Source organism: Pseudomonas chlororaphis, from assembly GCF_001921865.1.
Classification (GTDB): Bacteria; Pseudomonadota; Gammaproteobacteria; order Pseudomonadales; family Pseudomonadaceae; genus Aquipseudomonas; species Aquipseudomonas chlororaphis_D.
The window spans coordinates 531,274-554,562 of the sequence record NZ_MSCT01000010.1; the positions used below are offsets into that span (position 1 = coordinate 531,274).

20 protein-coding genes are annotated in these 23,289 nt (G+C 66.4%); 15 read left to right on the forward strand and 5 right to left on the reverse strand.

Annotated features, from left to right (window positions below; translation table 11 throughout):
* Positions 1-146 precede the first annotated feature (146 nt).
* Positions 147-713 carry a TetR/AcrR family transcriptional regulator gene (locus BTN82_RS14735; protein ID WP_075119843.1) on the forward strand — a complete coding sequence of 189 codons (567 nt, stop codon included), beginning with the start codon at positions 147-149 and terminating at the stop codon, positions 711-713.
* Positions 714-830: 117 nt separating this feature from the next.
* On the opposite strand, the gene BTN82_RS14740 is transcribed toward BTN82_RS14735, so the two are convergent.
* From BTN82_RS14740 to BTN82_RS14750, 3 genes are read right to left on the reverse strand one after another with little or no spacing between them, the layout of a single operon-like run.
* Positions 831-2,246, reverse strand: a complete 1,416-nt coding sequence (locus BTN82_RS14740; RefSeq protein ID WP_075119844.1) for an efflux transporter outer membrane subunit — start codon at positions 2,244-2,246, stop codon at positions 831-833.
* A gap of 4 nt (positions 2,247-2,250) precedes the next feature.
* Positions 2,251-5,382, reverse strand: a complete 3,132-nt coding sequence (locus tag BTN82_RS14745) for an efflux RND transporter permease subunit (RefSeq protein ID WP_075119845.1) — start codon at positions 5,380-5,382, stop codon at positions 2,251-2,253.
* Between the two features lie 26 nt (positions 5,383-5,408).
* Positions 5,409-6,566: a MexC family multidrug efflux RND transporter periplasmic adaptor subunit gene (locus BTN82_RS14750; protein WP_075119846.1), complete on the reverse strand. Its 1,158-nt coding sequence runs from the start codon at positions 6,564-6,566 to the stop codon at positions 5,409-5,411.
* A gap of 122 nt (positions 6,567-6,688) precedes the next feature.
* Here BTN82_RS14750 and BTN82_RS14755 point away from each other — a divergent pair, with 122 nt between their 5' ends.
* The 12 genes from BTN82_RS14755 (at position 6,689) to BTN82_RS14810 (ending at position 19,770) form a co-directional block, all read left to right on the forward strand.
* A complete protein-coding gene (locus BTN82_RS14755; protein WP_075119847.1) occupies positions 6,689-7,318 on the forward strand; it encodes a TetR/AcrR family transcriptional regulator in 630 nt (209 codons plus the stop codon).
* 105 nt (positions 7,319-7,423) lie between these two features.
* Positions 7,424-8,326, forward strand: coding sequence for a LysR family transcriptional regulator (locus BTN82_RS14760; RefSeq protein WP_075119848.1), 903 nt, complete (start codon positions 7,424-7,426; stop codon positions 8,324-8,326).
* Positions 8,327-8,456: 130 nt separating this feature from the next.
* A complete protein-coding gene (locus tag BTN82_RS14765) occupies positions 8,457-9,500 on the forward strand; it encodes an NAD(P)-dependent alcohol dehydrogenase (protein ID WP_075119849.1) in 1,044 nt (347 codons plus the stop codon).
* Between the two features lie 80 nt (positions 9,501-9,580).
* Positions 9,581-10,774, forward strand: coding sequence for an MFS transporter (locus tag BTN82_RS14770; protein WP_075119850.1), 1,194 nt, complete (start codon positions 9,581-9,583; stop codon positions 10,772-10,774).
* A gap of 68 nt (positions 10,775-10,842) precedes the next feature.
* Positions 10,843-11,736 carry a LysR family transcriptional regulator gene (locus tag BTN82_RS14775; protein WP_075119851.1) on the forward strand — a complete coding sequence of 298 codons (894 nt, stop codon included), beginning with the start codon at positions 10,843-10,845 and terminating at the stop codon, positions 11,734-11,736.
* Between the two features lie 158 nt (positions 11,737-11,894).
* Positions 11,895-12,353, forward strand: coding sequence for a (2Fe-2S)-binding protein (locus BTN82_RS14780; protein WP_075119852.1), 459 nt, complete (start codon positions 11,895-11,897; stop codon positions 12,351-12,353).
* The gene (locus BTN82_RS14785) at positions 12,353-14,611 is read left to right on the forward strand and encodes a xanthine dehydrogenase family protein molybdopterin-binding subunit (RefSeq protein ID WP_075119853.1); all 2,259 of its coding nucleotides are present in this window, start codon (positions 12,353-12,355) and stop codon (positions 14,609-14,611) included. Before BTN82_RS14780 ends, BTN82_RS14785 begins: the two co-directional genes overlap by 1 nt.
* 29 nt (positions 14,612-14,640) lie before the next feature.
* Positions 14,641-15,990 carry a c-type cytochrome gene (locus BTN82_RS14790; protein ID WP_075119854.1) on the forward strand — a complete coding sequence of 450 codons (1,350 nt, stop codon included), beginning with the start codon at positions 14,641-14,643 and terminating at the stop codon, positions 15,988-15,990.
* A 63-nt stretch (positions 15,991-16,053) separates the two neighbouring features.
* On the forward strand, positions 16,054-17,106 hold the full coding sequence (locus BTN82_RS14795) for an XdhC family protein (protein ID WP_075119855.1): 1,053 nt from the start codon (positions 16,054-16,056) through the stop codon (positions 17,104-17,106).
* A 121-nt stretch (positions 17,107-17,227) separates the two neighbouring features.
* Positions 17,228-18,067, forward strand: coding sequence for a 5'-nucleotidase, lipoprotein e(P4) family (locus BTN82_RS14800; RefSeq protein WP_075119856.1), 840 nt, complete (start codon positions 17,228-17,230; stop codon positions 18,065-18,067).
* A 181-nt stretch (positions 18,068-18,248) separates the two neighbouring features.
* A complete protein-coding gene (locus BTN82_RS14805; protein WP_075119857.1) occupies positions 18,249-18,878 on the forward strand; it encodes a YbhB/YbcL family Raf kinase inhibitor-like protein in 630 nt (209 codons plus the stop codon).
* A gap of 22 nt (positions 18,879-18,900) precedes the next feature.
* Entirely contained in the window at positions 18,901-19,770 is an 870-nt protein-coding gene (locus BTN82_RS14810) for a helix-turn-helix transcriptional regulator (RefSeq protein ID WP_222610213.1), read from the forward strand.
* A gap of 31 nt (positions 19,771-19,801) precedes the next feature.
* Here the strand turns inward: BTN82_RS14810 and BTN82_RS14815 are convergent, their stop codons facing one another.
* Both BTN82_RS14815 and BTN82_RS14820 read right to left on the reverse strand, forming a co-directional pair.
* The gene (locus tag BTN82_RS14815; RefSeq protein ID WP_075119858.1) at positions 19,802-21,388 is read right to left on the reverse strand and encodes an alkaline phosphatase D family protein; all 1,587 of its coding nucleotides are present in this window, start codon (positions 21,386-21,388) and stop codon (positions 19,802-19,804) included.
* Positions 21,385-21,939, reverse strand: coding sequence for a GNAT family N-acetyltransferase (locus tag BTN82_RS14820; protein ID WP_075119889.1), 555 nt, complete (start codon positions 21,937-21,939; stop codon positions 21,385-21,387). The genes BTN82_RS14815 and BTN82_RS14820 overlap by 4 nt, the downstream gene beginning before the upstream one ends.
* Positions 21,940-22,128: 189 nt before the next feature.
* Here BTN82_RS14820 and BTN82_RS14825 point away from each other — a divergent pair, with 189 nt between their 5' ends.
* Together BTN82_RS14825 and BTN82_RS14830 are read left to right on the forward strand one after the other, a co-directional pair.
* Positions 22,129-22,536, forward strand: a complete 408-nt coding sequence (locus BTN82_RS14825) for an ExbD/TolR family protein (RefSeq protein WP_075119859.1) — start codon at positions 22,129-22,131, stop codon at positions 22,534-22,536.
* Between the two features lie 2 nt (positions 22,537-22,538).
* Entirely contained in the window at positions 22,539-23,270 is a 732-nt protein-coding gene (locus tag BTN82_RS14830) for an energy transducer TonB (RefSeq protein WP_075119860.1), read from the forward strand.
* The last annotated feature ends 19 nt before the right edge of the window (positions 23,271-23,289 follow it).

Genomic DNA, 23,289 nt, shown 5'->3' on the forward strand with positions numbered 1-23,289 from the left:
ACGACGGCAGCGGATGCCTCCCCTGCCCCAGCTCTGAGTAAATACTGTCTCAGATGAAGTTTCTGGCTCGTATTTGGCGTTTTTGTTGAAGCAATGAGCTTTTCCGGCACAATACCGGCCATTGCAATGCGATCCGAGACCCACTGATGTCCCTGACTCCTCAAGACGAACGACTCATCAAGGCGTTGGCCCTGGCCATCGTCGATCGCCCACGGGCGACGCTCAAGGAATTGGCCGAAGCCGCCGGCGTGAGCAAAGCCACCCTGCACCGCTTCTGCGGCACACGCGACAACCTGCAGCAGATCATGGAAGACCACGGCAATGCCGTGCTCAACCGGATCATCGCGATCTCCGACCTGCAACAGCGCGAACCTCTGGAGGCGCTGCGCGGCCTGATCGACGAGCATCTGGCGCAACGCGAGATGCTGGTCTTCCTGCTGTTCCAGTATCGCCCCGACACCCTCGGCCTCAATGGCGAAGACACCGGCTTGCAGTACTACGTGGATGCCCTGGATGCGTTCTTTTTGCGCGGCCAGCAATTGGGCGTCTTTCGCATCGATATCACCGCCGCGGTCTTCAGCGAGCTGTTCCTGACCCTGATTTTCGGCATAGTCGATGCCGAGCGCCGCGGACGCGCGGCCAGCGCCAATTCCGCCCATGTGCTGGAACAGATGTTCCTGCATGGCGCGGCCGGGGTTGTGAGCCCCAAGTAGCCTCCCCCGCCTGCGCAACCGCGCGCAACTTCGCGCAGCAAAAAAAGCCCCGCGACCTGAAGGTCCGCGGGGCTAAGGCTCAGTTGGATGCGCCAACCAAGGAGGCCATGCAGTCGCTTATCGGCTGGCTTGCGCCTGGGACGGCCAGCCCCCGCCTAGGGAGCGGAACAGGTCGACCAGGGCAATCTGCCGTTGAGTGCTGGCTTCGATAAACAGCGTCTCGTTGACGAAGCGCGTGCGCTGGGCGTCGAGGTAACGCAAGTGACTGTCCACGCCGCCTTCGTAGCGGGCCTTGGCCAGCTTCAGCGACTCGCTGCTGGTGTCGGCCAGGGCGCGCCGCGCCGTCTCCTCCCGGCGCAGGGTGTCGGTGGCCGCCAGGGCGTCCGCCACCTCGCGAAACGCCGTCTGGACGGTGCCCTCGTACGCCGCCACCGCAGAGTCCTTGCGCGCTTCGGCCAGGCTCAGCCCGGCACTGTTGCGCCCGGCGTCGAACAACGGCAGGGACAGGTTCGGCACAAAGCTCCAGGAACGCGAACCGCCGTCGAACAGGCCGGACATCTGCGCGCTGGAGGTGCCGAAGCTGCCGGTCAGGCTGATGCGCGGGAAGAACGCCGCGCGCGCCGCGCCGATGTCAGCGTTGCGTGCCTGCAGGCGATGTTCGGCGGCGCGGATGTCCGGACGCCGCTCGATCAGCGTCGAAGGGCTGCCGGGGGCGATGTCCTGGACCAGCATCGGCGCCTGGCGCAGCCCCTGGGGTATCGACTTGGCCGCGTCCGCTGTGCCGAGCAGCAGCACCAGCGCGTTGAAGGCCTGCTGTTTCTGCCGCTGGTTGCTTTCTTCTTCCGCGCGGGACTGCTCCACCAGCCCCAGCGCTTCCTGATAATCCAGCGCGGTGGCGGTCCCCGCCGAGCGGCGTTGGCTGATCAGGACGAAGGAGTACTCGCGGCTAGCCAGGGTTTGTTGGGTCAGGTCCAGGCGGCGCTGGGCGCCGTCATGAACCAGGTAGGCCTGGCTGACCTCGGCGACCAGGGCGATCTGCGCCGCGCGGGCGGCTTCTTCGGTGGCCAGGTACTCCTGCAACGCCGCGTCGCTGAGGCTCTTCACCCGGCCGAACAGGTCGAGTTCGTACTCCGGCAGCGACAGGCCGACCTGATAGCTGCTGGCGACCCCCGAGCGGCCATTATTGGACAGGTCCGACGGCATTCCCTGGCGATTGCCCGAGGCACTGGCATTCAGCCCCGGCACCCGGTCGGCGCGCTGAATGCGGTACTGCGCGCGGGCCTGCTCGATGTCCAGGAGCGTCTGGCGCAGCGAGCGGTTGTTGTCCAGCGCCGTGGTGACCAGGCGGCGCAGGTCGGGATCGACGATGAAGGTCTGCCAGACCAACTCGTCGATGGCTGTCCCCGGACGCTCGGCGGCCGGTTGGCTCCAACGGTCGGCCACCGGCGCCACGGGGCGTTCATAGGTGGGGGCCAGGGAGCAGCCGCCCAGGGCCATGGCGATCAGCAGCGTGGAAAAAGCGGGGATACGCATGGCGTCACTCCTGGGCCAGGCTCGGTTGTTCGACGGGCGCCGGCTTGCTGCGCACCAGCGACAGCAGCCAGACGAAGCAGATAGGCACGAACACCACGCCGAGGAAGGTGGCGCTGAGCATCCCGCCGATCACCCCGGTGCCGATGGCGCGCTGGCTCGCCGCGCCGGCGCCGGTGGCCAGGGCCAGCGGCACCACGCCGAGAATGAACGCCATCGACGTCATGATGATCGGCCGGAAGCGCAGGCGCGCGGCCTCGATGGCGGCGTCGCGCAGGCTGTAGCCCTTCTCCCAGAGCTCCTTGGCGAACTCGACGATAAGGATCGCGTTCTTCGCCGACAGACCGATGATGGTGATCAGGCCGACCTTGAAATACACGTCGTTCGGCATGCCCACGAGCATGACCGCGAGCACGGCGCCGACGGCGCCAATCGGCACGATCAGCATGACCGACAGCGGGATCGACCAACTCTCGTAGAGCGCCACCAGCAGCAGGAACACCACCAGGATGGCCAGGGCGAACAGGCTGGTCGCCTGGCCGGCGGACACCTTCTCCTGATAGGACAAGCCGGTCCACTCGTAGCCGATGCCGGACGGCAGTTGCCCGGCCAGGCGCTCCAGTTCCGCCATGGCTTCGCCGGTACTGAAACCCGGGGCGGCGTCGCCGACGATGCGGATCGACGGATAACCGTTGTAGCGCACCAGCTGGACCGGTCCCTCCTCCCACGTCATGGTCACGAAGGCGCTGAGCGGCACCAGGTCGCCCCTGGCGTTGGGCACGTACAGCTTGAGCACGCTTTCCGGGGTCATGCGCTCGCCCTGTTCGGCCTGGATCACCACCCGTTGCTGGCGGCCGGCGTTAGTGAAGTCGTTGATCACGTCCGAACCGAACGCCGAGGACAGCGTGCCGCTGATGGTTTCGAAACTCACACCCAGGGTGCGTGCCTTCTCGCGGTCGATCACCAGGCGCAACTGCGGCGCCTCGGCCAGGCCTTCCATCATCGCGTAGAGGAACGTGGGGTTGCTGGCGACTTGCCCGAGCAACGTATCCCGGGCCTGCAGCAGCGCCTCGCGGCCAAGGCCGCCACGGTCCATCAGGCGCAAGGCGAAACCGCCGGAGTTGCCCAGGCCGTCGATCGGCGGTGGCGACACGGCCATGATCGCGCCGTCGCCGGGTACCGCGAAATGTTCGTTCACGGCGTTGATTTCCGCCGCGGCCGACTGCTCCGCGCCTCGTTGCGACCAGTCCTTGAAGGTCGGGAAAGCCAGCGCGGCGTTGTCGCCCTGGCCGGAGAAGCTGAACCCCGAGACCAGGAACACCGAGGCCACCGCGTCGCGGGACTTGAGGAAGCGTTCCAACTCTTCGCCGGTAGCGTCGGTACGGGTGCGCGCCGCGCCGGGCGGCAGTTGCACGTCGACGACCATATAGCCCAGGTCTTCCGAAGGCACGAAGGCTTCCGGCAGGCGCAGGTAGGTATAGCCGAGCACCGCGATGATGCCGGCATAGACCAGCATGAAGCGCCCGGTGCGCGCCACCAGCTGGGTGTTGAACAGCGAGTAGCGTTCGGTGACGCGGGCGAAGCCGCGGTTGAAGGCGCCGAAGAAGCCGCGCTTCTCGTGGTGCCCCTGGGGAATCGGCTTGAGCAGCGTGGCGCACAGCGCCGGGGTGAAGGTCAGGGCGAGGAAGCCGGAGAACAGGATCGACACCGCCAGGGAGATCGAGAACTGCTGGTAGATCACCCCCACCGAGCCGGCCATGAACGCCAGCGGCAGGAACACCGCCGACAGCACCAGGGTGATGCCGATAATGGCGCCGGAGACCTGCTTCATGGCCTTGACCGTGGCCTCGGCCGGGGAGATCCCCTCCTCGGCCATGATCCGCTCGACGTTCTCTACGACCACGATGGCGTCGTCCACCAGGATGCCGATGGCCAGCACCATGCCGAACATGGTCATCATGTTCACCGAGAAGCCCAGCAGGTACATCACCATCAGCGTACCGAGCAGGCACACCGGCACCACGATGGACGGAATCAGCGTATAGCGCACGTTCTGCAGGAACAGGAACATCACCAGGAACACCAGGACCATCGCTTCGATCAGGGTGTAGATCACCTTCTCGATCGCCACGTCGACGAAACGCGAGGTGTCGTAAGGGACGGCGTATTCCATGTCCGCGGGGAAGAACGCCGACAGCTCGGCCAGGCGTTGCTTCACCAGGGTCGCGGTCTGGATGGCGTTGGCGCCGGGCGACAGTTGGATCGCGCCGCCCACGGTCGGCTTGCCGTTCAAGCGCGAGGACAGGTTGTAGCTTTCCTTGCCCACTTCCAGGCGCGCCACATCGGCGAGCTTGACCATGGAACCGTCTTCGTTGGCGCGCAAGACGACCTGGCCGAACTCATCCGGATTGTCCAGGGTGCCTTTTACCGCCAGCGTCGCGGTCAGCTCCTGCTGGCTGCTGCCCGGGGTGCTGCCGAAGGCGCCCGCGGGAACCTGCACGTTCTGCCCGCGAATGGCGTTGCTCACGTCGTCGATCGACAGGCCGTAGCCCACCAGCTTCTGCGGATCGATCCAGACCCGCATGGCCGCTTCGGAGGAGAAGAACTGCAACTTGCCGACGCCCGGCACACGCCGCAGCTCGTTGTTGATATTGCGCGCGGCGTAGTCGCCCAGCGCCGTGGTATCGCTGCGTTCCACGCCTTCCTTGTAGCTGAGCGCGTAGATCAGCAAGAAACCGGCGCTGGACTGTTCGACCTGCAGCCCCTGGGTCAGCACCGCCTGCGGCATGCGCGCCTCGGCCTTCTTCAGGCGGTTCTGCACGTCCACCTGGGCCAGGTCCGGGTCGGTCCCAGGCTCGAAGGTGACCACGATCTCGGCGACGCCGTTGGAGTTGTTCGTCGACTCGAAATACAGCAGGCCCTTGGCCCCGTTGAGCGACTCCTCGAGCACCGTGGTCACCGAGTCCACCAGCACCTTCGCCGAGGCGCCGGGATAGGTGGCATTGATGGTGATCTGCGGCGGCGCGACGCTGGGGTACTGCGCCACCGGCAGTTTGGAGATGACCAGCAGCCCGGCCAGGGTGATGAACAACGCCACCACCCAGGCAAAATTCGGGCGCTTGATGAAAAATTCAGACATCGGAAAATCCTCGCGGCGAACTCGGCCTACTGTTTCGACTCAGGCAAGCGCGCCTGGGCCTGTGGCTGGCTGGGCGCGACCTTGGCGCCGGGTTGCAGGCCGGCAAGGCCACCGACAATCACCTGGTCGCCCGACTTCAAGCCTTCGCTGATCTGCCAGCGCGAGCCCTGCATGGCCCCGGTACGCACCGCGCGGGCTTCGACCCGCTCGTCGGCGCCGACCACCAGCACCAGCGCACTGCCGTCGCTGCCGCGCTGCACCGCGCGCTGCGGCACGAGAATCGCCTGCTTATCGGTGCCCTGGGGGGCGCGTACTCGCACATACATGCCCGGCAGCAGGACACCGTCGGTATTGGCGAACGTGCCGCGCAGGGACACCTGGCCGGTGCCACGGTCCACGGCGACATCGGTAAACAGCAGCGCCCCCTGGCGTTCGTAGGACGTGCCTTCGACGCGAATCGACAACGCCTGGTTGTCACCGGCGGACAGCGTGCCGTCCTTGAGCGCCTCACGCAGGCGCAGCGCATCGGCCGCCGACTGGGTGAAATCGACATACACCGGATCCAGCTGCTGAATCCGCGCCATCAGCGTGGCGTCGCCCTGGCCGACCAGCGCGCCTTCGGTGACCAGCGCCCGGCCGACGCGTCCGGAAATCGGCGCCGTGACCGAGGCATACCCGAGGTTCAGCCGGGCGTTTTCCAGGTCGGCCTGGGCCGAACGGGTGGTCGCCTGGGCGCTGCGCAGGTCGGCAGTGGCCGTGTCGAAATCCTGCTGGCTGACCGCCTCGATCTTCACCAGCGGCTCGTAGCGCTTGACCCGTGTCTGGGCCTCGTACACCACCGACTGGGCCCGCGCCAACTCGCCTTCGGCCCGCGATACGGCGGCCTTGAGCGGCGCCGGATCGATCTGGAACAGCAGGTCGCCAGCCTTGACGTCGGCGCCCTCCTCGAATCGTTTGCGCATGACGATGCCCGCCACCCGAGCGCGCACTTCGGCTACCCGCATCGGTTCGACCCGGCCCGGCAACTCCGAGGTCAAGGCCAGCGTCTCGGTCACCGCCGCCACCACTTCTACCGGGCGCGCCATTTCAGCCACGCTTTCTGGTTCATTCGCCGGACCGCACCCGGCCAGCGCCATGGCTGCCGCCAACGAGCCTGCCATCCCTATTGCACGCAAATTGCCCATAAATCACCCAAGGCTTGATTGAAAACGGGCCGAATGCTACTTTTTAAATCCTAATGAGTCAACAATGACTCATATGAGTAATATTTGGTAACTTTCAGACACCTGGAGAATGGGTCTGCACCATGTATCCATCCGAAAAATCACCTCAAGACCTGGCGACCCCGACGCCCCATGACGAACTCCTGCTCAAGACGCTGACCGTGGCCGTCGTCAGTCGGCCGCGCGCCACCATGAAAGAGCTGGCGCAATTGGCGGGGGTCAGCAAGGCGACGCTGCATCGTTACTGCGGCACGCGGGAAAACCTGGGGCAACGGCTGGAGGCCTACGCCGAGGGCACGCTCAACCGGATCATCGAGAACTGCCAGTTGCAGCACGCAGAGCCCTTGGACGCGCTGCGCCGATTGATCAAGGAACACCTTTGCCACCGCGAACTGCTGGCGTTCCTGATGGCCCAATACCGCCCCGACTTTCTCGATGTCGAACGGGGCGACGCTCGCTGGCAGTCTTATCTCGATGCGCTGGACGGGTTTTTCCTGCGTGGCCAGAAAGACAACGTCTTTCGCATCGACATTACCGCGGCGATCTTCACCGAGCTGTTCCTCACCCTGGTCTACGGCATGGTCGACGCCGAGCAGCGCGGGCGCGCCGCCAACGCCGATTCGGCACGTTCGCTGGAACAGATGTTCTTGCATGGAGCGCTGTGCTCCGGCGGGTCGAGCGAACGCTCGTGCGCGCCGGCATCGGCACCTTGAGCGCGGCACCTCGAGGCCGGCGAGAGACAAAGTCTTTTCACGCCCGCCGCGAGCAGGTAGGTTGCCAAGCCTTGTCATAGCGGCGTTTATTCGAGGGGCCTGCCCATGGAACATAAAGACCTGCGCGACGCCTTTGCCGGCCTGGGCATCTTCTTCGCGGTAGCGCGTGCGCGCAGCTTCACCAAGGCCGCGGCGCGCCTGGGCATGTCGCAGACCGCGGTGAGCCAGGCGGTGCGCGCGCTGGAGGAACGCCTGGGGGTGCGGCTGCTGTCACGCAATTCCCGCGCGGTGACCCCGACCGAGGCCGGCGAACAGCTGTTGCAGACCGTGGCGCCGCAAATGGAGCAGATCGACGCCGAAGTCGAGGCGCTCAACGACCTGCGCGACAGCCCCACCGGGACGATCCGCATCACCGCCTCTGACCACGCGGTGCAGAGCGTGCTGATGGGCAAGCTCAGGCGCTTCCTGCCCCAGTACCCCGGGATCAAGGTCGAAGTGTTCACCGACAACGGCCTCGTCGATATCGTCGCCGAGCGTTTCGACGCCGGCGTGCGCCTGGGCGAATCCCTGGCCCAGGACATGATCGCCGTGCGTATCGGGCCCGACGCGCGGTTCGCCGCGGTGGCCACCCAAAGCTACCTGGCCCGGCATCCCGCGCCCGAACGGCCGGAAGACCTGCTGCGGCACAACTGCATCAATATCCGCCTGCCCACCCACGGCAACCTGTGGTCCTGGGAGTTCGAAAAAGACGGCCGCGAAGTGGAGATCCGCGTCGATGGCCAACTGATATTCAACAATGGCCACGACTGCCTGAACGCCGCCGTCGCCGGACTGGGCGTGGCCTACGTCCCCGAAGAAATGGCCGAGCCCTACCTGCGCACCGGGCACCTGGTCCACCTGCTGCGCGACTGGAGCCCGATCTGGCCGGGCTTGCACCTGTATTACCCGAGCCGCCGGCAGCCTTCCGGCGCCATGGCGCTATTGATCGCCGCGTTGCGCCTGGAATAAGGGCAGCTCATTTATCAATCCAATGCATAGGTACATGCGCTTTATGCGGGTTATCCAATGGCCCGTGGCGCCCTAGAGTAGGCAACTTCGTCCCCTGGCGGGACTCGTCGCATACCCAGGAGAACTCCCCATGCAGGTAAAGGCCTATGGCGCCCAGAGCGGCGACCACCCCCTGGAACCGATGCGCATCCAGCGCCGCGACGTCGGCGCCCATGACGTGCGGATCGACATCGCCTACTGCGGCATCTGCCACTCCGACCTGCACCAGGCGCGCGGCGAATGGCCAGGTACCCACTACCCCTGCGTGCCCGGCCACGAGATCGTCGGCAAGGTCGCGGCGGTCGGTGCCCACGTCAGCGGCCTGCGCCCCGGCGACCTGGTCGGCGTCGGTTGCATCGTCGACAGTTGCCAGCACTGCGTCGATTGCGAGGCCGGGCTGGAAAACTACTGCGACGGCATGATCGGCACCTACAACTTCCCCACCGCCGACGCGCCCGGCTGGACCCTGGGCGGCTATTCCCAGCAACTGGTGGTGCACCAGCGTTATGTGCTGCGCATCCGCCACCCCGAGCCGCAACTGGCGGCGGTCGCCCCGCTGCTGTGCGCTGGCATCACCACCTATTCGCCGCTGCGCCACTGGAATGCCGGCCCGGGCAAGAAAGTCGGGATCGTCGGCATCGGCGGCCTGGGCCACATGGGCATCAAGCTGGCCCACGCCATGGGCGCCCACGTGGTGGCGTTCACCACTTCCGAGGGCAAGCGCGAAGCGGCCAGGGCCCTGGGCGCGGACGCAACGGTGTTGTCCAGCGACCCGGCGCAGATGGCCGCGCACGCCGGCAGCTTCGACCTGATCGTCAACACCGTCGCCGCGCCCCACGACCTGGATGCATTCCTGGCCCTGCTCAAGCGCGACGGCGCCCTGACCCTGGTCGGCGCCCCGGCCACCGCGCACCCGTCGCCCAATGTCTTCAACCTGATCATGAAGCGTCGGACCCTCGCCGGCTCGATGATCGGCGGCATCCTCGAGACCCAGGAAATGCTGGATTTCTGCGCCGAGCACAACATCGTCTCCGACATCGAACTGATCGCCGCCGACCAGATCAACAACGCCTTCGAGCGCATGCTCAAGGGCGATGTGAAGTACCGCTTCGTGATCGACACCACCACGCTCTGAGTTTTTCCACCTGGCTTTCAACGGCGCACCGGGCCCTTATCTGGTGTGCCGTTGTCGGCCTGACGTCTTGCAGGAGCCCGATGAAAACCACCACTACCCTACCCCACGCGGCCCAGGGGCCCGCGGCCTGGGGCGCCGTACTGGCGATGGCGCTCGCCGCCTTCGCCCTGGTCGCCTCCGAGTTCATGCCGGTCAGCCTGCTGACCCCGATCGCCGCGGAACTGCTGATCAGCGAAGGCCAGGCCGGCCAGGCGATTGCCGTATCCGGCGCCTTCGCCCTGTTGAGCAGCCTGTGCATCGCCTCGTTGGCTGGGCGCCTTGACCGCAAGCTGCTGCTGGCCTCCCTGGCGCTGCTGATGATCATCTCCGGAACCGTCGTCGCCTTTGCCCCCAACTACCTGATCTTCATCCTGGGCCGGGCGCTGATTGGCGTGGCTATCGGTGGCTTCTGGTCGTTGTCCGCCGCCACCGCCATGCGCCTGGTTCCGGAGCACCAGGTGCCCAAGGCCCTGGCGATCCTCAATGGCGGCAACGCCCTGGCCACCGTGATCGCCGCACCGCTCGGCAGTTTTCTCGGCGCCATCGTCGGTTGGCGCCTGGCGTTCTTCGCCGTGGTGCCGATCGCCGCTATCGCCCTGGGCTGGAAGCTGCTGACCTTGCCGACGATGAAGGCCGAGCGCAGCGAACGCCGGGCCAACCCGTTCCACCTGCTCAAGCGGGCGCCGGTGGCGTTGGGCATGGCCGCTTCGAGCCTGTTCTTCATGGGCCAGTTCTCGCTGTACACCTACTTGCGCCCGTTCCTGGAAAGCAAAACCCGGGTCGACGCCACTACTCTCTCGCTGCTGTTACTGGTGGTCGGGGTGGCCGGGTTCATCGGCACCGCGCTGATCGGCGCCTTTCTCAAACAGGGTGTACACCGCCCGCTAGCCCTGATCAGCGTGCTGATGGCAATCGTCGCCCTGGCGTTGACCGTGCTCGGCGGATCGCTGGCCAGCACCGCCTTGCTGCTGGGCCTCTGGGGCCTGCTCGGCACCGCGGCGCCCGTGGCCTGGTGGACCTGGCTGGCGCGGATCCTGCCCCGCGACGCCGAAGCCGGCGGGGGGCTGTTGGTGGCCGTGGTGCAACTGGCGATCATGCTCGGGGCGACGTTGGGCGGCCTGCTGTTCGATGCGTCGGGCTATCGCGCTACCTTCGAGATGAGCGCGGTGCTGCTGCTCATCGCTGCCGCGCTGACCCTGCTTACGGCCCGCGCCGAACAGCAGTCGTCGACTTGAGAGCGGCCTCCGCGCGCCGCGCCCACTTAGCCCTTACACTGAACCTCCAACCTCGCAGGTACCGCTCAATGGCCAAGGAGCATTACAGCCAGCTGCTGTCGCTGATCGCCGTGGCACGGGAACGCAGCTTCACCCGCGCCGCCGCGCAGCTGGGGATTTCCCAGTCGATGCTCAGCTACACCATCCGCGACATGGAGGCGCGCCTGGGGGTACGCCTGTTGACGCGCACCACCCGCAGCGTCTCGGTGACCGAGGCCGGCGAGCGTTTGCTCCAGGCCGTGGCGCCCCGGTTCGAGCAGATCGAAACGCAGTTGCACGCAGTGGCCGAACTGGGCGACATGCCGAGCGGCACCCTGCGCTTCACCGCCAGCGACCACGCCATCGACGCCCTGCTCTGGCCGAAACTGGCCCCGCTGCTGCAACGCTACCCGCGCCTGCAACTGGAGCTGAACGCGAACTACGCGCTGGTCGATATCGTCCAGGAACGCTACGACTTCGGCGTGCGCCTCGGCGACTCGCTGGCCAAGGATATCTGCGCGCTGCCGGTCGCCGCGGACTTTCGCCTGGTCATGGTCGCGGCACCCGGCTACCTCGCCGAACACCCCGCGCCGCAGACGCCCGAGCAACTGATGGCCCACCCGTGCATCAACCTGCGGCTGCCGACCCACGGCAACCTGTATGCCTGGGAGCTGAAGAACGGCGCGCAGGAAATCAACGTGAAAGTCCAGGGCCGGCTGGTGTTCAACGGCATCTACCAGGTGCTCAATGCCGCGCTGGACGGCTACGGCCTGGCCTACGTGCCCGAAGACCTGGCCCGCCCGCACCTGGACGCGGGCCGGCTGCTGCCGGTGCTCGAGGCCTGGTGGCGCAGTTTTCCCGGCTACCATCTCTATTACTCCGCGCAGCGGGAAACTTCCCGGGCCATGCAGGTGGTGATCGACGCATTGCGCCTGCCGGACTGAGCGCGTGGCGCCGGGATTTATCAATCCCGGCGCTAGCACCTTGCAAAATGACCGGGGTATTGCCGCCCCGCCCTTGTGCTAGCGTCCTTCGATGGCGTGCGTCTAGCACGCGCCTTCCCATAAGAAATCAAGATCCACCGACCGATAGCGGGTGAGCCATGGAACTTCGAATCAATCAGAAAACCTACCAGGTCGATGCCGACGCCGACACGCCGCTGTTATGGGTGATCCGCGACGACCTCGGGCTGACCGGCACCAAATACGGCTGCGGCCTGGCCCAGTGCGGCGCCTGTTCGGTGCTGATCGACGGCAACGTGGTGCGCGCCTGCGTCACCCCGGTGGCCGGGGCCGTCGGACGCGAGATCACCACCATCGAAGCCGTCGAGGCCGATGCCGTGGGCCAGCGCGTGGTGAACGCCTGGGTCAAGCATCAGGTCGCCCAGTGCGGCTACTGCCAGTCCGGACAGGTCATGGCGGCCACCGCGCTGCTCAAGCACAACGCCCATCCGAGCGATGCCGAGATTGCGGCGGCCATGGTCAACCTGTGCCGCTGCGGGACCTATAACGCCATCCACGCTGCGGTTCATGAAGTGGCCAGCGGACAGGAGAGCGCGTGATGAACGACAACAGGCTCGACCAGGGCTCCGCCCCGTCTTTCCCGATCGGCGAACCGGTGAATATTTCCCGGCGCCGGTTTCTCCTCGCCTCCGCCGGCACCGCGGTCGGCGCGCTGGTGCTCGGCTTCGGCCTGCCCCTGGGCCTGACCCGGGCCCAGGCCGCCGCCAGCGGCGCCCCGGCACCCGGCACCCAGGTTCCGGCGTTCCTCGAGATCCGCCCGGACAACCGCATCCGCCTGCTCAGCCCCTTCGTCGAAGGCGGGCAAGGCACCTTCACCGCGCTGGCGCAGATCGTCGGCGAGGAACTGGACGCCGACCCCGCGACGTTCCTGGTGGACAGCGCCCCGCCCGGCCCGCAATACGTGGTCCTGGAGAACGGCATGCGTATCACCGGCGGCAGCATGTCGATCCGCATGAGCTACCCGACCATGCGCCGGCTCGGCGCCCAGGCCCGGGCCATGCTGTTGCAGGCCGGCGCCGAGCGCCTGAAGGTGCCGCTGGCCGAGCTGAGCACCGAGCCCGGCCGCGTGCTGCATGCCGCCTCCGGCCGTTCCCTGAGCTACGGCGAACTGGCCGAACGCGCCATGGACCTGCCCGTACCCGATCCGGCCGGCCTGACGTTGCGCGACCCGAGCCAGTTCCGCTGGATCGGCAAACCGGTGCAGCGCCTCGATGCCTACGACAAATCCACCGGCAAGGCGCTCTACAGCATCGACATGAAAGTCGACGGCATGCTCCACGCCGCGGTGCAACACGCGCCGCGCCTGGGCATGACCGTGGGCGCGCTGCGCAACGAAGAACAGGTCAAGGCCATGAAAGGCGTGCACTCGGTGCATCGCCTGCCCGGGGCGGTGGCGGTGGTCGCCGAACGCTGGTGGCACGCCAAGCGCGCGGTCGAGGCGGTGCAGGTCGAGTGGCTGGAAGCGGCCGCCGACTCGCCGCTGCGGGTGATGCCCGCGAACTTCTCCAGCGAAGCCTTTCGCAAGCAGCTCGCGGCGCAACCCGGCCCGGGCCGCGACGCGGAGAACGAGGGCGATTTCGGCAAGGCCTTCGCCGCCGCGGCCACCCGGGTCGAGGCCAGCTACCACAACCAGTACCTGAAGCATGCGCAGCTCGAACCGCCGTCGACCCTGGCGCGCTTCAATGCCGACGGCTCCCTGGAAGTGTGGCTGCCCAACCAGGCCCAGGACCTGTTCCGCGCCGACATCGCCAAGCGCACCGGCCTCGCCCCGGCGCAGATCACCCTGCATTCGCCGCTGCTCGGCGGCTTCTTCGGCCGGCACTTTCTCTACGACAGCGCCAGCCCCTACCCGCAGGCCATCGAACTGGCCAAGGCGGTCGGGCGCCCGGTCAAGCTGATCTGGAGCCGCGAAGAGGAATTCCTGCGCGATGTGCTGCGGCCCATGGCGGTGGTCAAGTTCCGCGCCGGGCTGGATGCCAAGGGCTTGCCGGTGGCCATCGAAGCGGTCAGCGCCACCGAAGGCCCCACCGAGGCGATCGCCGGCAAACAGGGCGAGCAGCTCGACCCCACGGCGCTCGAAGGCTTGGCCGGCAAGGCCTACGCCATTGCCAACCGGCGCATCGCTCAGGTCTACGTCAAGAGTCCGGCCCTGCTCGGTTACTGGCGCTCGGTAGGCAATTCCCTGAATGACTTCCTCTACGAAGCCTTTCTCGACGAGTTGGCCGACCAGGGCAAGCAAGACCCTTATGAGCTGCGCCTGCACCTGCTGCGCGACAACCCGCGCCTGACCCGTCTGCTGCAAGCGGTCGGCGAGCTGTCCGGCGGCTGGAAGCGCGGCCCCTTTACCGCCGAGGACGGTTCGCGGCGCGCCCGCGGCGTGGCCATGGCGTCGCCGTTCGGCACCGAGACGGCGGTGATCGCCGAGGTGTCGATCGAGCAAGGCCAGGTCAAGGTCCACGATATCTGGCAGGCGATCGACCCCGGCAGCATCGTCAACCCGGCCATCGTCACGGCCCAGGTCAACGGCGCCGTGGCCCTGGGCCTGTCGCAGACCCTGGTGGAAGAAGCGGTGTACCTCGACGGCAAGCCGCGCGCGCGCAACTACGACCTGTACCCGATCCTGACGCCGCAGCGCATGGCCCGGGTGCATGTGCGCATCGTCGAGAGCGGCGAGAAAATGGGCGGGGTCGGCGAACCGCCGCTGCCAGCCGTGGCGCCGGCGGTGGCCAATGCCGTGGCGCAGTTGACCGGCCAGCGCATCCGCAGCCTCCCGCTGTCGCACTACACCTTCAGTTGACCGAACCACGATCAGGGATCTTTGCGCACATGAGCCAATCTCGACTCGCAACAACCCTCGGCGGCCTGGTCTTGCTGGGAGTAGCCGCGGCCGGCCTGCTGGGCTGGTACGTCACCCGCGTGCCCGCCTCGCCCTTCGACCGCCAGGCCAGCGTCGCGCCCGCCGACGAGGCGCTGGTGCGCCGCGGCGAATACGTGGCCCGGGTCAGCGACTGCGTGGCCTGCCACAGCCTGCCGGACGCGCGACCGTTCGCCGGCGGCTTGAAGATGGCCACTCCGGTGGGCGCCATCTACGCCACCAACATCACCCCCGACCGCACCGCCGGCATCGGCGGCTACAGCCTGGCCGACTTCGACCGCGCGGTGCGCCACGGCGTGGTGCCCGACGGCAGCCGCTTGTACCCGGCGATGCCCTACCCTTCATACGCCAAGCTCAGCGACGACGACGTGCGCGCGCTGTATGCCTTCTTCATGCAGGGCGTGCGCCCGGTGGCCGAGGCGAACCGGCCGAGCGAGATTCCCTGGCCGCTCAACCTGCGCTGGCCGCTGGCCTTGTGGAACGGCCTGTTCACCGAACCCGGCGCCTACGCCGAGCAACCGCAGCAGGACGCGTTGTGGAACCGCGGCGCCTATATCGTCCAGGGCCCCGGCCATTGCGGCAGCTGCCACACGCCGCGCGGCCTGGCCTTCAACGAGAAAGGCCTGAGCGAGGCCAGCCCGCAGTTCGTCGCCGGCGCCCTGCTCGACGGCTGGTACGCCCCCAGCCTGCGCTCCGATCCGAATACCGGTCTGGGGCGCTGGAGCGAGGCGGACATCGTCAAGTTCCTCAAGACCGGGCGCAACCAGCATGCGGTGGTCTATGGCTCGATGACCGAGGCGTTCAACAACTCGACCCAGTTCATGAGCGACGACGACCTCGGGGCGATCGCCCATTACCTCAAGTCGCTGCCCGGCAACCCCGCGCAGGACGGCGCGCCCTGGAGCTACCAGGCCGCGTCCGCGGCGGCTCGCCCGGACGCGCCCGGCGCCCACACCTACGTGACCCGCTGCGCGTCCTGCCACGGCCTGGACGGGCTCGGCCAGCCCGAGTCGATACCGCCCCTGGCGGGTGCGACCTCGGCCCTGACCCGGGAGACGGCCTCGGCCATCAACATCACCCTCAACGGTTCTCTGCGGGTGGTCGCCGCCGGGGTGCCGGACGCCTATCGCATGCCGGCCTTTCGCGAGCAGCTGTCGGACCGTGAGATCGCCGACGTGCTGAGCTTTATCCGCGGCACCTGGGGCAACCAGGGCGGTGCGGTGGACGCCCAGGCCGTGACCGCGCTGCGCGGGCACACCGACCCGGCCAGCAGCAACCCGATCATCCTGCAGATGCGTTGACGATCCGGGAGCCGCCCATGCATTCACTACGTTTATCGAACCACGCTTCATCGAGGACAGCCCATGGAAAGCATTGACCTTCTGGTGCTGCGCACCGCCCGCGACTGGCTAGCCGCGGGCCAGCGTTGCCTGCTGGCCACGGTGGTCCGCACCTGGGGTTCGTCGCCCCGGCCGGAGGGCTCGATGATGGTGCTGGGCGACGACGGCCGGGTGGTCGGCAGCGTCTCCGGCGGTTGCATCGAAGACGACCTGATCCACCGCTACAGCAGCGCCCACGGCGGCCCGGGCCTGCCGGACGCGACCCCGCGGCTGGTGCGCTACGGGGTCAGCGCCGACGAGGCGCACCGCTTCGGCCTGCCCTGCGGCGGCACCCTGGAGATCGTGCTTGAGTTCGCGCCGGGCTTGGCGCAACTGGAGCAGCTCCTGGCCCGGCTCGACGCCGGTGTCCTGGTCCGTCGCCATCTGCGCCTAGCGACCGGGGCCGTCACCCTGGAAGAGACCGTCGCGCCGGTTCCCTTCAGTTTCAACGGCCTCAGTTTCGACGGCCAACGCCTGAGCGCCACCCTCGGCCCCGGTTACCGCATGCTGCTGATCGGGGCCGGGGCGCTGGCCGAGTACCTGTCGATCATGGCCGGCTTCAACGGTTTCAAGGTCACGGTGTGCGACCCCCGGCCCGAGTACATGGGCACCTGGGCCCAGGCCGGTGTCGAGCAGGTGTCCGGCATGCCCGACGACGTGGTCCGCGCCTTCGCCCCCGACCCGCGCACCTGCATCATCGCCCTGAGCCACGACCCCAAGCTCGACGACCTCGCCCTGCTCGAAGCCCTGCACAGCCAGGCGTTCTATATCGGCGCCATCGGTTCGCGCCGCAACAGCCAGAACCGTCGCGCGCGGCTGATCGAGCACTTCGGCGAAACCGAGGCCTCGCTCGAACGCCTGCACGGCCCGATCGGCCTCTATATCGGCAGCAAGACCCCGGCGGAAATCGCCGTCAGCGTCATGGCCGAAGTGCTCGCCGCGAAGAACAACGTGGCGCTGCCAGGGGAGCTGTCCGTGGCCCGGGCCAAACTCGCGCTGGAACGCCGGGCCCGCGCCGGGCAGGAACAGTGCGCCTAGCGTGGGAATTACGCCGCATTGATCCAGAAACACGACACCCGTATTGAGCGCCCAAAACGATTGCGCTAGAACAGCCTGCGCGCTCCGTCGGCGCGCTTGCGTCCTCACTCAAGGTGTCAGCATGAAACCCACAATAAACAAGTTCCTGATCGCCCCCGCCTTCCTCTCGCTCCTGCTGTCGCAGTGGACGCCGGCCCTCGCCGCGTCGGCCGACGCGCCCTCCTCCAACCTGCTGACGGCCGCGGTGGCCTGGAAGCAGACCGCGGCCGAGTACGAGGCGCTGTATTACCAGGGCTTCAACATCGCCCGGATGCGCCTGGACCAGGCCCTGCAAACCCGCAAGAACGGCGAGCGGCCGCTGGCGATCATCAGCGACGTCGACGACACCGTCCTGGGCAGCAACAGCTATTGGGGCTACATGATCGGCGCCGACAAGGAGTTTTTCGACGACGACGCCTGGGACCGCTGGGTCGCCGACAACGGCCCGGTGGCCACGCCGGGGGCGCTGGAGTTCCTCAACTACGCACAATCCCAAGGCGTCGAGGTGTTCTACGTCACCAGCCGCGACCAGGGCGAAAAAACCTTTGAGTACGCCCTGGCCAACCTGCGCAAGAACCACCTGCCGTTTGCCGATGAGAAACACCTGACGGTCTATCGCGACAGCTCCAACAAAGAGCCGCGGCAAACGGAAATCGCCAAGGACTACGAGGTGGTGGTCATGCTCGGCGACAACCTCAACGACTTCAAACGCAAGTATTACGTGGCCGACGTCAAGCAGCGCAACAGCCTGATGACCGAGGACAAGGAGCAGTTCGGGCGCCAGTTCGTGCTCTTCCCCAACCCCACCGACGGGCACTGGCTGAAGGCGATCTTCGGCGACTCGGAACCGCCGGCCAGTGCCGAGAACCGGGCGAAGTTCAAGGCCGCGGCCGAGTCGACGGCCTGGCAGCCGAAACCCTGACCCGGGCCCTGCGTCGCGCCCTCGCCGGCAGGATTACGGCATTGGCGCAAACCGGCTGAAACGCCGCATAGCCACTCAAAATGATTGGCCTGATCATATTTTTGAGTGGCTATGCCATCTCTGGCAGTATCGCGTTTGCCTAACATGCAGGCCTCTTACCCACGACGCAGTGAGATACGCCATGCAGCTCTTCAGTCAAAGTTTCCGCGAAGGCGAGTACATCCCCGGCGAGTTCGCCTTCGCCATCGCCAACGCCACTTCGCATCTCGAACTGTCATCCAACAGGAACCCGCACCTGGCCTGGCATGACCTCCCCGCGGGCACTCAGTCGTTGGTGCTGGTCTGTCACGACCCGGATGTTCCAAGCGATGGGAAAGATGTGAACCAGGAAGGCCGGGAAATCCCCGCCTCGTTGCCCCGCGTGGACTTTTTCCATTGGCTGCTGTTGGACATTCCCGCCGCTGTCACCGAGATCGCCGCGGGCTCGCACTCCAACGCCGTGACCGCCAACGGCAAGCCCGGACCGGATGCGCCTCAAGGCCTGCGCCACGGTATCAACGACTACACCGCCTGGTTTGCCGCGGACGAGCAGATGAAAGGCACCTATTTTGGCTACGATGGCCCCTGCCCGCCCTGGAACGATCCCCTGGTACACCGCTACATCTTCACCCTCTACGCGCTGGCCGCCCCCAGGCTCGAGGTGCGTGGTGAGCTCACCGGGGCCAACGTGCTCCTGGCGCTCAAGCATGCCAGGGTGCTGGGGCAGGCGAGCCTGAGCGGACGCTACACCTTGAACCCTGACGCCGCATGAACCCTGCCTTGTCGAGCGTCACGTGAACATCGCCACGCTGAAGCCGCCGACCTCTGCTCTCGACCTGCCGGATGGCGCCGGCTCCTGGCGGCTGCCATCCGCTTTTCCCATCCAGCGCCGAGGGTTGTGCAGCCTTGCCCAACCCTGCCTGCGCCGCACGCAGCACACCCCCAACTTCTTTTTCCAGGACGCGACCTTGCTGTTGATCGCGTCGGGCAAGCTGGACATGCACAGCCCGCCCCGGAACATCTCGATCGACGACAGTGCCTCGCTGCTGCTGGTGGAACCCGGCACCTGGGCCCATCTGCAAAAGACCCCGGCAGGCCCGGAGAAACGCTTCCGCTCGGTGTTCCTGACCTTCAGTCCCGAACTGCTGGAACGCTTCCATCGCGACCGGCAGGCCACCGAGCGGCACGATCCGGAGGCCGTACGGCACACGCCATTGGATGGCGAACTCGCCTCGACCTTGCATCAGCTATGCGCCAGCCTGTCGTCGAGCGGGATCAGCGACGAGCGTTTGCGCTACCGGTTGCTCGACCTGCTCGCCGCGCTGGCAGAACGCGGCGTGGGCTATGCCCGCCATCAACCACGGGGAATTGCCGGCCGGGCGCGGCGGTTGCTCAGCGAAACCCCTGCCCATCCCTGGACCGCCCGAATGACCGGCCGCGCGCTGGCCATGAGCGAAGCCACCTTGCGCAGGCGCCTGGCCCAGGAGCAGGTGCGTTTCGACGAGCTGCTGATCGATGTCAGGATGCACCACGGCCTGATGCTGCTCCAAAGCACCGACTGGAGCATCAGCCGCATCGCCGAGGCCTGCGGCTATCTTTCGCGAGCGCGTTTCGCCGAGCGCTTCCAAAAACGTTTCGGGCAACGGCCGTCGGCGCTCAGATAGGTTGTGCAACAGCGCCTGCCGCCTGGCGTGGCTAGAGTGCAATCGCCCCCGCCCGCCCCGGCTCCACGACAAAGGACTTGAGGGTCGAGACACTGGCGCTCGGGTCACGGGCGTCGGAAATCACCCGAAAGTTCGTCAGCATCTTCTGCTCTTCCAGCTCCACCGCTACATATCCCCTTCGACGACTCTCGAAAAACCTGACATGGGGATTAAGGGGCAGGATGGCGTTGAACGCGTCGAACGACGGGCCGTCGGAGGTCACCGAGGTACCGACGAACTCGGTGGCGACGATCCGCGAGTCCGGGTCGTGGGCACGCGCATGCAGGTCCGTGACCCAGAACGAATGAATGTCCCCGCCCCAGAACACCGGGTTACTGACCCGCCGACGCTCGATGGATGCCAGCATGCGCTCGCGAGTCGCCATATAACCGTCCCAGCCGTCGGTCCAATGCCCCAACGCCTGGCTCGCCGGATCGCGCTGGAGCAGCGGCGCCACCAGCAGGTCCTGGGCAATCACATTCCATTGCGCCCTGGACCGGGCCAGGCCCTGATCCAGCCAGGCCTCCTGTTCCCAGCCGAGCATGGTGCGCCCGGGGTTGCGCAAGTCCACGCAGCTGTCGGCGGCGATATGCCCCTGGTGGCTGCCGTTGGCCGCCAGGCACGGCTGTTCGGAGCGGTATTGCCGGCCGTCCAGGATATGGAAGCGGGCCAGCCGACCGTAATCCAGGTTCCGATAAATTCGCATATCCGGCCCCCGCGGCAGGCTGCTGGCGCGCAATGGCATGTGTTCGTAGAAAGCCTGGTAGGCCGCCGCGCGGCGCTTGAGAAAACGGCCTGGCGCAATGTTCGGGTCCTGGGACCATCGGTTGGCATAGTCGTTTTGCACTTCGTGATCGTCCCAGGTCACTACGCTCGGCGCGCAGGCATGCAGGGCCTGCAAATCGGCGTCGCTCTTGTACTGGGCATAGCGCTTGCGATAGCCCGCCAGGTCCAGCGCCTCGCCGCTGCTGTGGGGGCGAATGATCTTCCCGGAGTCGGGCGCATAGGATTTTTCGTAAATGTAATCGCCGAGGAAAAACACCAGGTCAGGTTGTTCGGCGGCCAAGTGACGATAGGCACTGAAATAGCCGCGCTCCCAGTGGGAACAGGAGACAAAGCCCAGCCGCGCCGACGCCATTGCGTGCGGAGGCGGAGCCGTGCGCGATTGCCCTGTCGGACTCTGTGCCCCGAGACTTTCAAACTGGTACCAGTAGGGCCGCCCCGCCTCCAACCCCGCGACCTCGACATGGACGGAATGGGCGAAACGTTCGGTGGCCATGACTTGGCCTTGTTTCACGATCCGCGTCATCGCCGCATCGCTGGCCACCCGCCAGCGCACCGGCACCGCACGGTTCAAGCCGCCATGGCCATCGGCCGCGTCGAGCAGCGGCGCCAACCGGGTCCAGATGACAAAGCCGTCCGGCAGCGGATCGCCCGAGGCCACGCCCAGGGTGAACGGGTAGTCGATGCCGACACTGCGGGCGAAGGGGCTGAGTATCGAAAAAGCCGTCGCCACCGCCAGGCCCGACAGTACCCGGCGACGATCCGGATCTACCGGCTTGCCGATATCGTCGCTCATGACGCGGGCTGCCAATCGGCATGCAACAGCCCGTACAGCAACAGGTCCTCATGAATCCCGTTCTTGAGGAAGGCGCCTTTCATGCGCTCTTCGTAACCCAGGCCGATTTTTTCCAGCACCCGAGCGGACCCTTTGTTGCGGGCGAAACACTGGCTGCCGACGCGGTGCAGCGCCAGTTCGGTAAAGCCGAACGCCATGAGTGCGCCTGCCGCCTCGGCGGCGTAGTCCCGGTTGCGGCAGTGAGCGGCGATCCAATATCCCAAGTGACCGCTGCGATGAGCCGCGGACAACCTAAGGCTGATCACGCCGATCAATTCGTCGCTCTCTCGCAGATGAACGCCCAGCGCCAGGGATTGCCCGCAACGGAAATTCTGCTCCTGGCTATCGATAAAAGTCAGCGCCGTTTCCAGGGTGTGAGGCGATGGAATGGCTGCAGTGTTGTCAGCGATCTCGGGCCCGTTGGCCAGCTCGGACAGCGTCTCGGCCTGGTGCTTGTGCAGCGCTTTCAGCGCCAGCCGCGGAGTCAATAAAGAAGGAAATGCAGCGCTCATGTCGGGGGGAGCTCGCCGGATAAATTCGCAAAAATGCGCCCCTATCATGTCAGTTTCATTACCGCCAAAAAATTCTGGAAGATCTTCTGAAAACCCCGTCCTAGAAACCTAAAAACTTAAATTAAAGTTAACCAATCGGTCATTTTCCGTTGCTAGCGTGGCGCCCCTAATCAATGACGGGGTAACGGCATGAGAACCTGGGACGAACCGAAAAAACGCAAGGCGCACATCGAGCTGATCCCGATGATCGACGTGATGATGTTCCTGCTGGTGTTTTTCGTACTCGTGAGCCTGAACGTGATTCCGGCCCTGGGCATGAAGACCCAGTTGCCCAGCGCCAGCAGTTCGCAACAGCTCAAGCCGCAGAACAAGTTCGTCCTCACCCTGGGCCTGGAAGGCCAGTTGCAGCTCGATGACAAGGACCTCAGCGTCGAAGCCCTGGTGCCGACGCTCCAGGCCGCGCAAAAACCTGACAGCAAGTCGACCATCATCGTCAACAGCGACAAGGGCGTGGAAGTGTCACGCCTGGTCGAGGTCATGGACGCCCTGCGCCTGGGCGGCTTTACCTCGGTGTCCATCGCCACGCGTAAGTCCTGATCATGTATGCCCTGTTTCGTGCGCGTCAGCTGCTGGGCAGTGTCCCGGCCCTGATCGCCCTGGTGCTGATTGCATTGGGTATCCAGTCGCAAAGCCTGAAAGTGCAGCCGGTGTATGACGAATCGGCGGTCGAGATCGCCCTGGTCGAACCCGAGCCGCAGGTGGTGGTCCCCGAGCCCGTGGTGGAACAGGAGCCGCCGCCCCCGGTGATCGAAGACGAAGAAGCCGAGCCGGCCCCCCCGCCGCCCAAGCCACAGCCCAAGCCTGAACCCAAGCCCAAGCCGAAACCGCTGCCCAAGCCCGCGCCCGTGGCCGCCACCAAGACAACGCCGCCCCCCACGCCGCCGGTCGCCGCCAAGCCCGCGCAGCCTGCTGTCGCCCCGACAGCGGCGCCGCCTGCCCCGCCCGCGCCGCCGAAAGTCGACGGCCAGGCCCTGGAAGGCGGGTATCTCAAAGGGCTACGCAACGAGCTGGACACTTACAAGCAGTACCCCACCGGACGCCAGGCTTCCCTCGAACGCCCCAGCGGCGAAGTGGTGGTCTGGCTGTTGGTGGATCGCCAGGGGCGCGTCCTCGACTCCGGGCTCCAGACCCAGGCGTCGAGCATGCTGCTGAACCGGGCCGCCACCAACAGCCTGCGTCGTATCAAGCAGGTCAAGCCGTTCCCCGAGCAAGCCTTCGGTGGACGCAACGAACAACGTTTTACCGCCACCTTCAACTACAGCGTGCAATAAGCACCCAACAGCAGGACGA